Origin of the sequence: Sphingobacterium sp. UBA2480 (genome assembly GCF_002341965.1) — a bacterium.
Classification (GTDB): Bacteria; Bacteroidota; Bacteroidia; order Sphingobacteriales; family Sphingobacteriaceae; genus Sphingobacterium; species Sphingobacterium multivorum.
Genome location: NZ_DDPA01000001.1, coordinates 363,460 through 378,473 on the forward strand (window position 1 = coordinate 363,460; position 15,014 = coordinate 378,473).

A 15,014-nucleotide genomic window follows, 5' to 3' on the forward strand; every position below is an offset into this window, starting at 1 on the left:
TATTTATTAGTTTAGTTGATTGCTAGTTGATACTATTAATATAGTGTAATCCTTTTTCTGAAATCAGATGTTTAAATGTTGTATAGGGAATACGTAATTCAGTATTTCCTTCAGCATAAGATTTGATTTCGTATACGTTGTAGTAAAACAGGATGTCGTTTTTTTCAAAAGTGAAGTTATCGGCCAAAGAAAATTTACCGTCTTCAAAAAAGTACTTTCCATTTAGGGAATCATCAGCATTTAATCCTTCTTGCTTACGGAAGTATTGCTCGGCGATTTGAACGAATTTATTTTTGTTCTCTTCCTGAATGATATCATTGATTGTAATTGCACTGTTAGATTGACGATCAAAATTGGAGTACAGCGTGAAATGGTCCCCATGCGCTCCACCAGTATATTCCTCTTGTTTGGTTCTTATACCCAAGAAAACAGGCGTATTGACGATCACATCAATCTGTAGATCCCGACTCCAGGTTGATGTAGATTTGCCATTATTGTCTTCCACATATTCGTTGTATGAATTTATAAAGCGATGTGCTGCATCTGCCATGCTTGTGTCGCCTTCAAGATGAACGATACTTGATATGAGGGTATTGATTTTATTTTCTTGGAAAATCGGGTATTTTGCGCGAAAATAAGTTGTGTCCAAGCGATCATCTTCTTTTAGAAAATAATTGCTATGCTCATCGATGATTTTTTGACTATAGGAAAGTGTGTCTGTGGGCTGTTTCGCTATAGCGGCCTTTTTGTGGTCACTGCAAGCGGACAGAACGCAGCTAATAAATAATACTATTAAAAAAAAGTAAAATCGCATTGAATTGATGATTCTCGTTATTTAATACGTGATTGACACATTAATCCATTCGGCATCGAAGTTTGCTTTATATTTTTCATAAAACTTTATAGCTGGCTCATTCCAATCGAGGACCTGCCACACCATGCCATGAAATCCACACTGTTTGCCGTAAGCTAAAGTTTTATCAAAAAGCAGCTTGCCTATCCCTAAACCTCGCATTCTTTCGGTAACAATCAAATCTTCCAAATAGAGTCTTCTACCTTTCCAGGTTGAATATCGGACATAATATAATGAAATTCCGACAATTTCGCCATCCACTTCGGCAACAAATGCACCCCAAACGGGATTCTTTCCAAATCCTGCATCTTTAAATTCTTCAAGCGACACGGTGACCTCGTCCGGTGCTTTTTCAAAAATAGCCAATTCTTTAATTAGCTCGAGTATTTGGGTGCAATCACTTTCAATTGCCTCTCGTATCGTTGTTTTAATCATTGTTTTTGAAGTGTTTGATTACTCTTTTGCCAAATATTGTGCTTCCAATCCGTACCATTGTCGAACCTTCTTCAATCGCTAACTTATAGTCTGAAGACATCCCCATGGATAGGATATTAAAATACTCTTCCTTCCGGTAGAAACTTACCTTAATTCCATCGAATAACATTTTTAACTCATAAAATTCGGCTTTAATGACTTTTTCATTATCTGTATTGGATGCGATGCCCATTAAGCCACAGATCCGAATATTTTTTAATTCGAGAAACTCGTCGTCGCGAAGAAGTTCGATTAGTTCAGCATGGTCGAAACCGAATTTTGTTTCTTCTTCTGCAATATATACTTGTAACAAACAGTCGATTGTACGTTGCGCTTTCTGCGCATGTTTGTTAATCTCTTTTAATAATTTTAATGAATCAACTGACGCAATTAAGCTGATGAATGGTGCAATATATTTAACCTTATTAGTTTGAAGGTGACCAATCATATGCCACTGAATATCTTTAGGTAAAAGTGCTGCTTTTTCAACTAATTCTTGAACATGATTTTCACCAAATATACGCTGTCCTGCCTCATAGGCTTCCATAATGTCCGAATTGGATTTTGTTTTTGAAACTGCTACAAGTTGTACCCCAACAGCCTCGGTTTCCAATCTTAACGCTTCTAAATTACGAGCAATACTCATTTCCGATATAGTTTTGATGATGTAAAAAGCGCCAAATGTCGGTGCTTTTTGTAAATTTGTACAAAACTACGAAATGCTACGATTAATACTGAATCTACTTGCAGTGATTTTTTTATTTGGTTCTTGTATCGGAACTGGGGGGAAAGATATTATCCCTCAAAGTAAGTTTGTGGATGCATTGACCGAAATTCAACTGACAGACTCCTATCTTAATATTTTGCCCATTGACAGCGCACGTAAAGTAATGTTGCCTTTGTATCAAGTGACCTTTGATAAATATGGATTGGATTCGGTTTCTTTTCGAAAGAACTTAGACTATTATGGTAAGGATGCTGAAGTGATGTCTGCGATTTATAAAAAAGTGGAGGATAATTTAACGAAGGAAAATAAGGTTTACGCCGATATAGAACGGAAAAAGCAAGATTCAATTCGAACGCGCGATTCAATCCAGAATATGCGTTTTCAAGATAGCACCAATCGCGTTATGCGTGCACAACAGTCTTATCAGGAACGAATTGCAGCACTTATACATTATTTGCCAAATAAGACGAAATTCAACTTTAGAGAAGCTTCTTCCTTGTTTAATACGAACTTTCAAACAAAGACTGGTATAAACATGAACGGCTATCTCATGAACCAATTGTCGGTCGGTAATTCAAATTTACCAATTGAATCGCCTTCTCCACAGAAAGATACGGTTTCCCAACTGAAAACACCTGGTACTTCAGTCAAGGATACTCTTGTGATACAAAACCATGTGGAGCCACAATTACCAACAAATGAATTGGAAAAAAGACCAATTCTCACGCCGCCGCGGCACATCAAGCCGCCGACGGAACTTTAACCATCAAAGAATATAATTTCTATGGTATATCCAATAAATGCAATTGATAAACTCGGGTTTTCCGAGATAAAAGATAAAATAAAACAAAAATGCCTAAGCGAGTCTGGGCGTGAGCTAGTTGAAAAAATTCAACCTCAGACCCGGTTTGACCAAATCGACCGATTTCTAAGACAGACCAGCGAGTTTAAGGATCTTCTGATGAATGATGGCGCATTTCCTGTTGAAAATTTCTTTCCGCTTAGATCCATTATCGAGAAAGCTCGAGTAGAGGGCGCGTTCTTATTCGAGGATGAATTTTTTCGGGTATTACTATCCCTCAAGACTGTTTACGCTATTATCCGTTATTTTAATGAACGGGAAGGTCTCTATCCCAATTTAGAGGTATTGTTTGAGCATTTACCGATCGAGAAGGGGATTATTCGCGATATCGAAATGGTCATTGACGAGCGTGGAAAGCTTAAAAATAATGCTTCCCGATTACTGTTGGAAATAACCCAACAAATTCAACGGGCGGAACAGGAGGCCCTAAAACGTATCAATAGTATCTTTAAGAGCGCACAGGACAGCGGATGGACAGCGGATGGGAATCTGACGATACGGGATGGAAGGCTCTGTATTCCTATTCTTGCGGAAAATAAAAGAAAGCTCAAAGGTTTGATTCATGATGAGTCCGCTACGGGACAAACTGCTTATATAGAGCCTGAAGAAGTATTTCAGTTAAATAATAAAATTAGGGACCTGGAGTTTGAACGTAGGCGTGAGGTCATCCGTATTTTAGTCGAACTAACGGACAAGGTCCGGCCACATATTCCGCTCTTGCTTTCCTATCACAGCCTATTAACCAAAGTAGATTTTGTGCGAGCGAAAGCACTTTTTGCCTTGGATATTGAGGCAGAAATGCCTGAATTATCGAAGGAGGCTGAAATTAATTTGGTCAATGGTCGACATCCGCTTCTATTGCTGAATCAGCATCATACTGTTGTTCCTTTAAACATTCAAATTGATCATATTCAACGTATTATTGTTGTATCGGGTCCTAATGCCGGCGGAAAATCGGTATGTATGAAAACGGTTGGTCTTTTGCAAATCATGGTGCAATCGGGCTTATTAATACCAGCGGAACCGACAAGTAAAGTCGGTGTTTTTAAGCAGATATTTGCAGATATAGGCGATGATCAATCCATTGAAAGTGATTTGAGTACATACAGTGCTCATCTGTCCAAAATGAAATATTTTACGGAATTTGCAAATGGACGTACTTTGGTACTGATCGATGAGTTTGGAACCGGTACCGACCCTTTGTTTGGCGGACCTATTGCTGAGGCTGTATTGGAATCCCTTAACAAAAAACAAATCAGGGGAGTTGTGACCACCCACTATTCAAATCTCAAAGTTTTTGCCAGCAATACGACAGGTCTGGAAAATGCTTCAATGTTATTTGATAATCGCGAGATGAAACCGATGTATATCCTACAAATTGGTAAGCCAGGAAGCTCTTATGCTTTCGAAATCGCGCAGAAAATAGGATTAGGTAAGGATATTTTGGAATCTGCTAAAAGTAAAATTGGTGTTCAACAGAAGAAGGTAGATACATTATTGATCGATCTTGAGCGAGAAAAGAAAGAGGTATTTGATACAAAGGTTGCTATTAATAAGCGCGAGAAGGAACTGGAGTCGATTAAATCGGAGTATTTGGAATTACAAAGTTATTTGGAAGAAAATAAGCGCGTAATTTTGAAAAAGGCGAAAGAGGAAGCGCAACAGATTATTAAAAGTTCGAATAAGTTAATCGAAAATACGGTAGCGCAGATCAAATCTGCAAAAGCGGATAAAGAGAAAACTCGTGAGTTGCGCAGCAATTTGGATCAGGCACTTCAAGCTGTTCTTCCCAAAGAGCAAAAACCGGCGAAGCAAATCGTCAAAGAAAAAACGCCTGAATCTACCATATTAAATATTGGGGATTGGGTACAGATTATAGATAATGGTGCTGAAGCGCAGATTGTCGAAATTGCAAAGAACAACCTTATTCTTGCCATGGGGGAACTTCGCACTGTTCAAAAGCGAAAGAATGTGATTAAACTCGAAGGGCGGGAAGGGAAGAAGTCTGCAAAAAGTCTATCAAGATCATTATCTTCTGGCAGTGTAGCTGATTTCAAGCCAGAACTTGATTTAAGAGGAATGCGCACAGAAGACGCACTGCATGAATTAGAACGTGTTTTGGATCGGGCCGTCATGATAGGTTATCCGTCCTTAAAAATTATTCATGGTAAAGGTGATGGTATTTTGCGCAAATTTATTCGCGATTACCTTCGTAAATATAGTCATGTAAGCCGTTTTGAGGACGAACATCAAGATCGTGGGGGCGATGGTATAACTTACGCATATCTATAGCCTTAATTGCATGGAGCTGAGTATGCTCAGTCTCCATGTTTCATCTTTCTGTAAAGTTCGGTATGGAAAATATTATTAACTTTTTGACTAGTGAGCCATTGTTAAACGCTCTCACTTCAATTCTGTGTGGGAGTTTAATTGGTTTTGAACGTGAGTATAGGAATAAATCTGCTGGATTTCGGACGGTAGTGCTTATTTGTTTCGGTTCGGCGATGTTTACTATTGTTTCCTGTTTGTTTATTGGCAATAGTACTGATCGCGTTGCTGCAAATATTGTGACTGGTATAGGCTTTATTGGTGCTGGTGTGATCTTTAAAGGCAAACTATCGGTTAGTGGTCTCACAACAGCGGCCGTTATTTGGGCGACAGCTGGTATTGGCATGTTTGCCGGATTGGGGCAACTGGTTTATGCGATTTCCTTTGCTGTTTTTATGGTGGTAATACTCGCACTTTTTCAGCGGATCGAAATTCTTTTGGCTCGTTACTACCTAGTCCGTTCTCTACACGTAAAGTTTAGTTCCAATGAGTTTTATCACTTACATGAGTTTGAACAATTGGCATTGGATTTTAAGATTAAAGCTACCAGGCGTGTTATTGAAAAGATTAGTGGTAAGTTAGAAGTAATATATGATATTTCTGGGAAAATGACCGATTTAGATCGTTTTAACCAACAATTGGCAGGTTCATTAGTTATAGATGAGTTTTATTATAACAAATAAACACATCTATAACTAACCTCATTGTAGCTTAAGTCGTTTCTTTACCTCCGAAAGTAATCAAAACCATACCTGAAATGATGACAAACATACCCAGTACCTGCTGCCAGCTCAATGAACTTTTAAAATATAGCGCCATCGCCAATTGGACAGTCAGAAATGTGCCACCAGAACATAAGGCTATTACGATAGGTTGAGAGACGTTCTTAAATAACTGCACAAGAAACCAACTTGCTGATAAAAGAATAATGTTTCCTATAATTAAAGTTGTCCATTTATACTTTGGATGTATCCCGCCAAGTTTAAACAGGATAGATGAAATAATTTGACAGGCCCAAAATGCCACAAAATATATATAGTTCAGCATGGATTTTTTATTCGTATCTACTATAAGCACTATTAAAAGATTGGCGCATCAATGCGAATTGATCGATCACACTCTTCATAAATTCTTCGTCAAGTAAATCAAAGACCCCATTTACACCGCCAATTATATCCATTTCTGCAATTTTATAAGATTGTTCTAAGTTTCCTTGTTCAAATTTAATAATGAATTTTTGATTCATACCAAAGATTGAAATCTTGCAATCGGGATGGGGGAGTTCAGCTATTAATCTCATTTAAATTTTGTGTTTTTTAAAATTAGCATAAAAGTATAAAAAAACGCCCAAATGCAATGCATTTGAGCGCTCAGGATTATGATATGATTAGAAAAAGGCGTGTTATACGATACCTTGTGCTTTCATCGCGTTAGCGACTTTTATAAAACCACCAATATTGGCACCTTTCAGATAATTAACGAATCCACTGTCTTGGCCATATTTCAAGCAAGTTTCGTGAATGCTTTCCATAATGGTTTTTAAGCGATTGTCAACTTCTTCTGTACACCATTGTGTACGGATTGAGTTTTGAGACATTTCCAAGCCGCTGACAGCAACACCACCAGCATTCGCAGCTTTACCAGGTGCAAAACTGATTTTTGCATCTAGAAAAACTTTAATAGCTTCTGCAGTAGAAGGCATATTTGCACCCTCAGCTACGCAGATACAACCATTTGCTACAAGCGCTTTAGCATCCGATTCTTCTAATTCATTTTGTGTTGCACATGGCAGAGCGATATCACATTTAAATTGCCATGGCTTTTGACCAGGTAAGAATTTGGCGTTTGGATAGCGAGCAGGATATTGATCGAGGTTTCTTCCCAAAGTAGCCCCAAATGCCATTTTTTCAGCATTAAAACCATCAGGATCGTAAAGTGTGCCCAAGCTATTTGATACAGTAATTACTTTGGCGCCAAGTTGAACAGCCTTTTCAACAGCGTAAAAGGCTACGTTGCCAGCACCAGATACTGTAGCTACTTTACCTTGTAAAGATTTTCCTTGATATCTGAATATGCAGTCAACAAAATATAGGAGCCCATAGCCGGTAGCTTCAGGACGAATATATGATCCACCCCATAATTCACCTTTGCCCGTTAGAACGCCTGTAAAATTGTTTTGAAGTCGTTTAAATTGACCGAATAAAAAGCCTATTTCGCGTCCACCAACGCCGATATCTCCTGCAGGAACATCTGTATCTGCGCCAATATGGCGATAAAGTTCTGTCATAAAGCTTTGGCAAAAACGCATAATTTCATTATCTGATTTACCTTTAGGGTCAAAATCAGAACCTCCTTTACCACCACCAATTGGTAGTCCTGTTAAGCTATTTTTAAATACTTGTTCAAAAGCGAGGAATTTTAAAATACTTTGGTTGACAGAAGGAGCGAAGCGAAGGCCACCTTTATATGGACCGATTGAACTGTTCATTTGAACACGATAACCACGATTTACCTGTACTTGGTGATTATCATCCAACCAAGTTACGCGAAAAGATATAATACGTTCAGGTTCAGTAAGTCTTTCGAGAATTTTTTGGTCGAAAAATTCAGGATGATTTTCAGTAATATAAGGAAATAAATCCTCAGTAACTTCTTTTACAGCTTGTAAGAATTCTGGTTCATTTGGATTGCGTTTCTCAACGATTGAAATGAACTCGTTAAAGTTTTTTGACATGTTTTAATTAGTAAAATTTCCCTTTGGCTGGTACTAATTTATATAATTTTTAATAAAAAACCAATATTTGTTAATTATTTACAATTATTGGTCTTTTTTAATGAAATTTCATATTTTTTTAAAATTATTTCAAACAGACTAATCAATAGCGAAATGAAGGCATAATGACCATTTGACAGTATTTTATTCGAAATTAAATCTAAAAGATAGAATCATTTTCGTTTTTGATAAAATAGCTATGAATACTCATTACAATTGATGAATATTTAATGTTTAGCTTTTTTTTCTGACTATTTGATAAATGTAGATGACCCCTATTTTCTTTATATATTTGGTAATTATAATTTATATTATGTTAAATAGTAAATATCCGAGTGTGCCCTCTCTATACAGTTGATCTTTAAGCTTGGTTCTTTAAAATAGATTCTGTGGTGTATAAGTTCAACTTCATAAAAAAAAGGAACCCAAACAATGCCTGAGTTCCTTGAATAATATTTAGGTTGAATATTTACGTTTAAAAAAATATTAATCGATTGCCTGAATCATTAAAGCACCAACGGTTAGATTTGTCCGTGGATCAATAACAATCGCTTGAGAATTTGCCGGATTTTCCTGCTGTAGATCAAATACTAGATTCTCAGCGGACTTAATGGCTATTCGACCAATATCATTTAGTTTGATTGGATCATTATATATTTTTTCCTGTGTATTGATATCAAATTTGTATAACACATCTACAATCTTAACCTTGGTTAATTTACTGTGGCTTTGGACAAGATAAACTTGCGCAGTATCCAAAGGCTTATTGTCGAACCAACATAAGTTTGCTTGAATATTGCGCTCAAACTTTGGCGGCTGTTCTACACTTGCAATGGTATCGCCGCGACTAATGTCGACATCGTCACTGAGGTGTACAATGACAGATTGTCCGTTTTCAGCCCGTTGAAGTTGTTGCCCGTTTAATTCAATCGCTTGAATTGTGCTATATGTTTCTGCTGGATAAACAATAACCTGGTCACCAACCGTCAGCCCCTCTCCTAGTACTCGGCCTGCATAACCTCTATAGTCGTGTAAATCATCGGTTTGTGGTCTTACAACCCATTGGACGGGAAACCTCCAACTGGCTGCTTCCTGTTCGTGAATTTCTACATTTTCCAAGTAATCCAATAAAGATTCGCCTGCATACCAGCTCATTCTTTCGGACTTATGGACAATATTGTCTCCTTTTAAGGCTGAAACAGGTATGAAATCAATATCCTTAAGTCCGAGATTGTTAGCTAAAGTTAAATAATCAGCCTTGATCTGTTCGAAAACAGAAGCGCTATAATCGACCATATCCATCTTGTTTATGCAGACCAAAACTTGTTTCATGGCCAATAATTTGGCTATGAAAGAATGACGTTTTGTTTGCTCTATTACGCCTTTGCGTGCATCAACCAGAATGATTATGAGATCTGAATTGGAAGCTCCAGTTACCATGTTTCTGGTGTATTGGATATGTCCTGGAGCATCGGCTATAATATATTTTCGGTGTTCAGTCTGGAAATATTTATAGGCTACATCAATTGTTATGCCTTGTTCACGTTCAGCTTTAAGTCCATCAGTCAATATGGCCAAGTCTACCGTCCCATCGTCATTTTTCCGGTTGGCACGCTGTATAGCTTCCAATTGGTCGTCCAAAATGGAGTTTGTATCATATAGTAATCGGCCAATCAAGGTACTTTTACCATCATCTACAGAACCGGCCGTTATAAATTTCAATATATTCATTGTTGTCAATATCAGGTATTTGATTTGAATTAAAAGTATCCTTGTTTTTTACGTTCTTCCATGGCTGCTTCCGATACCTTATCGTCCATTCTAGCGCCACGTTCACTTACCGTTGAGGCCTTGATTTCGGCGATAATATCATCTAACTCTGTTGCTGTTGAATCTACAGCTGCTGTACAAGTCATGTCGCCTACAGTTCTGAAACGTACAGATTTACGTTCTATGATATCATCTGCATCGATATTTAAGAATGAGGCAGCAGCCATCAGTTGCCCATTGCGGGTAATAACATCCCGTTCATGGCTGAAATAAATCGATGGCAATGCAATCTGTTCACGTTTAATATAGTTCCAAACATCGAGCTCGGTCCAGTTTGAAATAGGAAACACCCGTACATTTTCGCCTTTGTTTATTTTGCCATTAAAGATGCTCCACAGCTCAGGTCTTTGGCGTTTCGGATCCCATTGTCCAAATTCATCACGCACGGAGAAGATTCTTTCCTTAGCACGCGCTTTTTCTTCGTCCCGACGTGCGCCACCGATACAGGCATCAAAACCATGTTTTGCGATTGTATCGAGTAAGGTAACTGTTTGCAAGGCGTTCCGACTTGCATTTTTTCCTTTTTGCTCAACGACTTTTCCTTGATCAATGCTGTCTTGAACATAACCAACGATAAGTTTTTCTCCTATGTCTTCAATCAATGAATCCCTGAACGTAATTGTCTCGGGAAAATTGTGACCAGTGTCAATATGAACTAGTGGAAAAGGAAATTTACCAGGTCTAAATGCTTTTTTTGCTAGGTGAACAAGTGTAATGGAGTCCTTACCACCAGAGAATAATAGCGCTGGTTTTTCAAATTGTCCGGCTACCTCCCTTAAAATATATATTGCTTCCGCTTCTAAATGATCTAAATAGTCCATTCTCTGAAATAATAAAATTTGATTTTAATGAATTTGGGTTTCTACTTCGCTATTTTATGATTTAACGGCGTGCAAACCACATTCTTTTTTACTTTGATCTTCCCACCACCATCTACCAGCGCGGAAGTCCTCTCCTTCTTGTATTGCTCTTGTACAAGGTTGACAACCGATACTTGGGAAACCCTTGTCGTGTAGCACATTGTACGGGATATATTGCTCTTTACAATAATTTTTAACTTTCTCAAAAGTCCAGTCAAATAAAGGATGGATTTTGATGATTTGGTTCGTTTCATCGTATTCGATAAAGTCCATGTCGTGGCGATTGATGGATTGATCTGATCGGATGCCCGTTACCCAAATTTTTTTCCCTTTAATCGCGCGTTGTAAAGGTTCAATTTTCCTTATCCTACAACATTCCTTCCGATTCTCAACCGACTCATAAAAGGAGTTTGGACCTTTTCTGCTGATAAAATCTTCCAACAATGTTGTATCCGCAGTATATGTTTTAATACGCAACTGATAACGCTCCAAGGTGCGGCTCCACAGGGAATAGGTTTCTTTGAACAGTCTTCCAGTATCCAGTGTGAATATGTCGATATTAATATTATTTTTACCAATCCATTCCGTGATTACTTGATCCTCAATACCGAAAGAGGTTGAAAAAACTACCTCATTAGGAAATAGTGAGGCTATTGTTTGTAAGAGCTCCACTCCTTTTTTTTCGCCAATAATTTCTTTAATTTCCTTAACGTTCATAACGTAATATATTTTTGGTATGCTCGTTCAACTGCTTTACTTTGTATTCAAAATCTCCTCGAAGCTGCTCTCGATAAGCACTCATGAGTGATAGTGTTTCGTCAATTTCCTCCGGTAACAAGTCATTTAATAGTTCCTTCACCCTTTTGGCAATCGTCGGTGATTTGCCATTGGTGGAAATAGCTATTTTCAAGTCGCCTTTCTTTACGATGGACCCCAGGTAGAAGTCGCATAATTCGGGTTTGTCCGCGGCATTAAACAGTATGTTATTTTGCCCTGTTAAATTACGCAGCTGCTCGTTGAGCTCCATGTTATTGGTTGCTGCAATAACAAGTTGTTTGTCCGTAAGGTCGTCTGGTCTAAACGGACGTATGTGGAGCTGAATTTGTGTGTAATTTTGTAATAGCTCCTTAAATTCCGGGATGATTTCCCGAGTTACAATGGTCAGTTTTAATCCCTCATCATTGGAAATTAAAGCTTGAAATTTTTCCAATGCAACTTTCCCGCCTCCAACAAGTAAGGTGTCAATTTGATTCAATTTGACGAATATTGGAAATAGCTGGTTCATATCTATAAAGCTAAAGCTTTTTCTTTAATGTGTTGGAATGAACGATGCTTGGCAACGACCTCGCCGATTACAATAATCGCTGGGACACCGACCCTTTTCTCTGTTGATTCATCAAGAATATTATCGATAGTACCTAGTACAACTTTTTCATTAGGCAATGAACCATTTTGAATCAAGGCTATTGGTAAATTATGAAGATTTCTTTGGCGGTAGATTTCCACGATCTCTGCCAATTTTCCGTATCCCATCAAGACAACGACAGTGGCCTTGGATTCTGCCGCCAGATAAAGATCTGTTGAAAGTGAACCGTCCGATTTGGAGCCTGTGATGACCCAAAAGCTCTCACTGATTCCCCGGTAAGTTAATGGAAGTTGCTGTAGTCCGGTAAGTCCAATTGCGGAGGAAATACCTGGCACAACGGTAGTTTCAATACCATATTGCTGTACGTAGTCAATTTCTTCGCCACCACGGCCAAAAACAAAGGGATCACCACCTTTTAGACGTACAACATGGCCATAGTTTAAGGCATAATCCACCAAAAGGCGATTGATTTCATCCTGTGAAGTAGAGAGTTGTTCGGCTCGTTTTCCAACATATATTTTGATGCATTCAGCCTGTGCATAATCCAGTAGTTCATCATTCACCAAGGCGTCGTATAAAATGACATCTGCTTTTTCTATTGCTTTGATGCCTTTTAGGCTGATCAGATCCGGATCACCAGGGCCTGCTCCTACCAATGTTACTTTTGCTTTTATTGACATACCTATTCCCTCCTATACCAATACTGGTTTTAAATTTTTCCGTTGATAGACTTCATTGATAAACTTCGTTGCTTCCTGAAGGTAGTTGATTGCAAAATGCTCCGTTGGTTCATTTTTACTAATCTGTAGAACTAATTCTGGAAACGTTTGTTCAAAATTATATTCACCTGTTTCCACGAAATGTGTTTGGAATTCGTTGATTACAATATTTTGCGTGCTGGCGCTAATCCCTTTATCCAATAGTAGGGCTTTTGCTGCTTGTACAAAGGCATTATAAGCATGATAAATCGCATCCGAGAATTTGGATTCCCGAAATGTTTCATTTGCCCATTGTAATTTCTCTTCCGCCTCATAGATCAACGTAGCAACCAAGTCAATCACCACGCCTGCACACTCGCCAACTCCGATTGCCGTTTGGAAAGTTCCTTCATGTCCCCAGTCGACAAATTCGTCCTCAGCAAGATTGGTCAAATCCGATAGAGGCTTTAAAAGATTATAAAAGTAATTTTTACTTTGTCTGTCGTAGTAAGCATGGAAGTTTTCATTTGCTTCCGCATTTTTTTTATAATCATTCAGCACCCATTCTACAACATGCAAGACTCTTTTTGTCGGCACTTTAATAATACGCTCTGCAACACGTCCTTCACCATTACCAATTGTCCCGCCACCAAGCATAACTTGGGCTGCAGGGACCACTTTGCCCTCCGCTTTAACCGAGCTACCATGAAAGCCGATATGTGCCAGACCATGTTGGCCACAAGAATTCATACAACCCGAAATTTTGATTTTTAAATCCCGATTAAAGACAAAATCCTGATGAAATTCGGCGATATAAGATTCGATAACCCGCGCCATTTCAGTACTGTTTGAAATGCCTAGATTACAGGTATCCGTACCAGGGCAAGTTGTTACATCAGCAGTACTATCAAAACCTACCTGCGCTAGATCCAACGATTTAAGTAGTTGATAAATATGTGGCAGTGACTTTTCTGTTGCGTATTTTAGCAGTAGGCTTTGGTTTTGTGTGATACGGATATCGTCCGCGACCAAATCCTTCAGACCTGCAACCAACGCGCGTGCTTTATCTGTACCTATATCACCGGTGGATACCCGCACATAGACACCGTAATATCCTTTTTGTTTTTGTTCGAATGTATTGGTGCCCTTCCAAACTTGATAGTTTAGATCACTATCTAGGTTAATCGTTGATAGCTGATTGTCGTCCGGTGGCATTGGCTGTTCGATTTTGGTTCGGTCGATCGGATAGCTTTTCACCTTCGTGGCGATTTTCTCGGCTTCAATTAAACTTAGCACTTCCTCTAACCCTAATTTCTGAATAAGGTATTTGAATCGAGCTTTATTTCGGTTATTTCTTTCACCATAACGATCAAAGACACGAAGTGTCGCTTCGATATAAGGGATCAATTCATCTTCTGGTAAAAACTCGCTTGTTACTGATGCTAAAAAAGGCTGAGATCCCAATCCCCCACCCAATAACACTTTAAAACCACGAACTTCCACACCATCAACAATTTTTAGTTTTGGAATAAAACCAAGGTCATGAATATAGGAAAACGCAGTGTCTTCATCACTGGCAGAAAATGACATTTTGAATTTTCGTCCCATTTCCGCACATACTGGATTGCGCAAAAAATATTCAAAGGTCGCCTGAGCATATGGCGAAACATCAAATGGTTCCTTTGGATCGATTCCCGAACTTGGAGAAGCGGTGACATTACGGACTGTATTTCCACAAGCTTCGCGTAATGTAATATCGTCTTCAGCCAATTTGGACCAAAGTTCTGGTGTACGGTCAAGACTAACGTAATGAATCTGTATATCTTGACGTGTGGTCAGGTGTAGATTACGGCTTGCGTATTCGTCTGATATTGCTGCAATTTTGTTCAATTGCTTAAACGTAACCTTTCCAAACGGAAGCTTTATACGAACCATTTGAACTCCAGGTTGTCTTTGTCCATATACCCCCCTAGCCAAACGCAACGATCTAAATTTTTCGTCGGCAATTTTGCCCTCGTGGAACAATCGAATCTTTTTTTCAAGTTCGATAATTTCCTTCTCCACGATAGGATTTTCTAATTCTGTGCGGAAGCTTTGCATATAACAAATAAAATCTATTGATTTAGTATTCTTTTCTCGATGTCAAATGTAAAAATATTTTTTTAATATTCTATAATATCTACCAAATTAATATATATTTGCCCTATAAAATTTAATATATAAAACCTGTAGACTTTTAGGTG

General features: G+C 38.3%; 15 protein-coding genes. 3 read left to right on the forward strand and 12 right to left on the reverse strand.

Annotation, left to right across the window (positions count from 1 at the left end):
• Positions 1–22: 22 nt before the first annotated feature.
• From B3600_RS01695 to B3600_RS01705, 3 genes are read right to left on the reverse strand one after another with little or no spacing between them, the layout of a single operon-like run.
• Positions 23–814 (reverse strand): DUF3298 and DUF4163 domain-containing protein, encoded by a 792-nt coding sequence (locus B3600_RS01695; protein ID WP_286751875.1) that lies wholly within the window; start codon positions 812–814, stop codon positions 23–25.
• A 21-nt stretch (positions 815–835) separates the two neighbouring features.
• Positions 836–1,288: a GNAT family N-acetyltransferase gene (locus B3600_RS01700; protein ID WP_286751876.1), complete on the reverse strand. Its 453-nt coding sequence runs from the start codon at positions 1,286–1,288 to the stop codon at positions 836–838.
• Positions 1,281–1,973, reverse strand: coding sequence for a YggS family pyridoxal phosphate-dependent enzyme (locus tag B3600_RS01705; protein ID WP_070564188.1), 693 nt, complete (start codon positions 1,971–1,973; stop codon positions 1,281–1,283). The genes B3600_RS01700 and B3600_RS01705 overlap by 8 nt, the downstream gene beginning before the upstream one ends.
• Positions 1,974–2,046: 73 nt before the next feature.
• Here B3600_RS01705 and B3600_RS01710 point away from each other — a divergent pair, with 73 nt between their 5' ends.
• From B3600_RS01710 to B3600_RS01720, 3 genes are all read left to right on the forward strand, one after another.
• The gene (locus B3600_RS01710; RefSeq protein ID WP_286751877.1) at positions 2,047–2,817 is read left to right on the forward strand and encodes a DUF4296 domain-containing protein; all 771 of its coding nucleotides are present in this window, start codon (positions 2,047–2,049) and stop codon (positions 2,815–2,817) included.
• 21 nt (positions 2,818–2,838) lie between these two features.
• Complete coding sequence (locus B3600_RS01715; RefSeq protein ID WP_286751878.1) at positions 2,839–5,208, forward strand: endonuclease MutS2; 2,370 nt, start codon at positions 2,839–2,841, stop codon at positions 5,206–5,208.
• A gap of 62 nt (positions 5,209–5,270) precedes the next feature.
• Positions 5,271–5,927: an MgtC/SapB family protein gene (locus tag B3600_RS01720; RefSeq protein ID WP_286751879.1), complete on the forward strand. Its 657-nt coding sequence runs from the start codon at positions 5,271–5,273 to the stop codon at positions 5,925–5,927.
• Positions 5,928–5,955: 28 nt separating this feature from the next.
• Here B3600_RS01720 and B3600_RS01725 read toward each other — a convergent pair whose 3' ends face one another.
• The 9 genes from B3600_RS01725 to B3600_RS01765 all read right to left on the reverse strand — a co-directional run bounded on the left by B3600_RS01725 (position 5,956) and on the right by B3600_RS01765 (position 14,871).
• Positions 5,956–6,291 carry a hypothetical protein gene (locus B3600_RS01725; protein WP_231585243.1) on the reverse strand — a complete coding sequence of 112 codons (336 nt, stop codon included), beginning with the start codon at positions 6,289–6,291 and terminating at the stop codon, positions 5,956–5,958.
• Between the two features lie 7 nt (positions 6,292–6,298).
• Complete coding sequence (locus tag B3600_RS01730; RefSeq protein ID WP_070564176.1) at positions 6,299–6,544, reverse strand: hypothetical protein; 246 nt, start codon at positions 6,542–6,544, stop codon at positions 6,299–6,301.
• Positions 6,545–6,646: 102 nt separating this feature from the next.
• Positions 6,647–7,978, reverse strand: coding sequence for an NADP-specific glutamate dehydrogenase (gdhA, locus tag B3600_RS01735; RefSeq protein ID WP_070564173.1), 1,332 nt, complete (start codon positions 7,976–7,978; stop codon positions 6,647–6,649).
• 525 nt (positions 7,979–8,503) lie between these two features.
• Positions 8,504–9,748, reverse strand: coding sequence for a sulfate adenylyltransferase subunit 1 (locus B3600_RS01740; RefSeq protein WP_112374138.1), 1,245 nt, complete (start codon positions 9,746–9,748; stop codon positions 8,504–8,506).
• 29 nt (positions 9,749–9,777) lie between these two features.
• Positions 9,778–10,668, reverse strand: coding sequence for a sulfate adenylyltransferase subunit CysD (gene cysD / locus B3600_RS01745; protein WP_070564167.1), 891 nt, complete (start codon positions 10,666–10,668; stop codon positions 9,778–9,780).
• Between the two features lie 54 nt (positions 10,669–10,722).
• Positions 10,723–11,424, reverse strand: a complete 702-nt coding sequence (locus B3600_RS01750) for a phosphoadenylyl-sulfate reductase (protein ID WP_286751880.1) — start codon at positions 11,422–11,424, stop codon at positions 10,723–10,725.
• Entirely contained in the window at positions 11,414–11,992 is a 579-nt protein-coding gene (locus tag B3600_RS01755) for a precorrin-2 dehydrogenase/sirohydrochlorin ferrochelatase family protein (protein WP_286751881.1), read from the reverse strand. The genes B3600_RS01750 and B3600_RS01755 overlap by 11 nt, the downstream gene beginning before the upstream one ends.
• Before the next feature lie 2 nt (positions 11,993–11,994).
• Positions 11,995–12,753: a uroporphyrinogen-III C-methyltransferase gene (gene cobA, locus B3600_RS01760; RefSeq protein WP_286751882.1), complete on the reverse strand. Its 759-nt coding sequence runs from the start codon at positions 12,751–12,753 to the stop codon at positions 11,995–11,997.
• Positions 12,754–12,765: 12 nt separating this feature from the next.
• Positions 12,766–14,871 (reverse strand): HEPN domain-containing protein, encoded by a 2,106-nt coding sequence (locus B3600_RS01765; RefSeq protein WP_286751883.1) that lies wholly within the window; start codon positions 14,869–14,871, stop codon positions 12,766–12,768.
• Between the last annotated feature and the right edge of the window lie 143 nt (positions 14,872–15,014).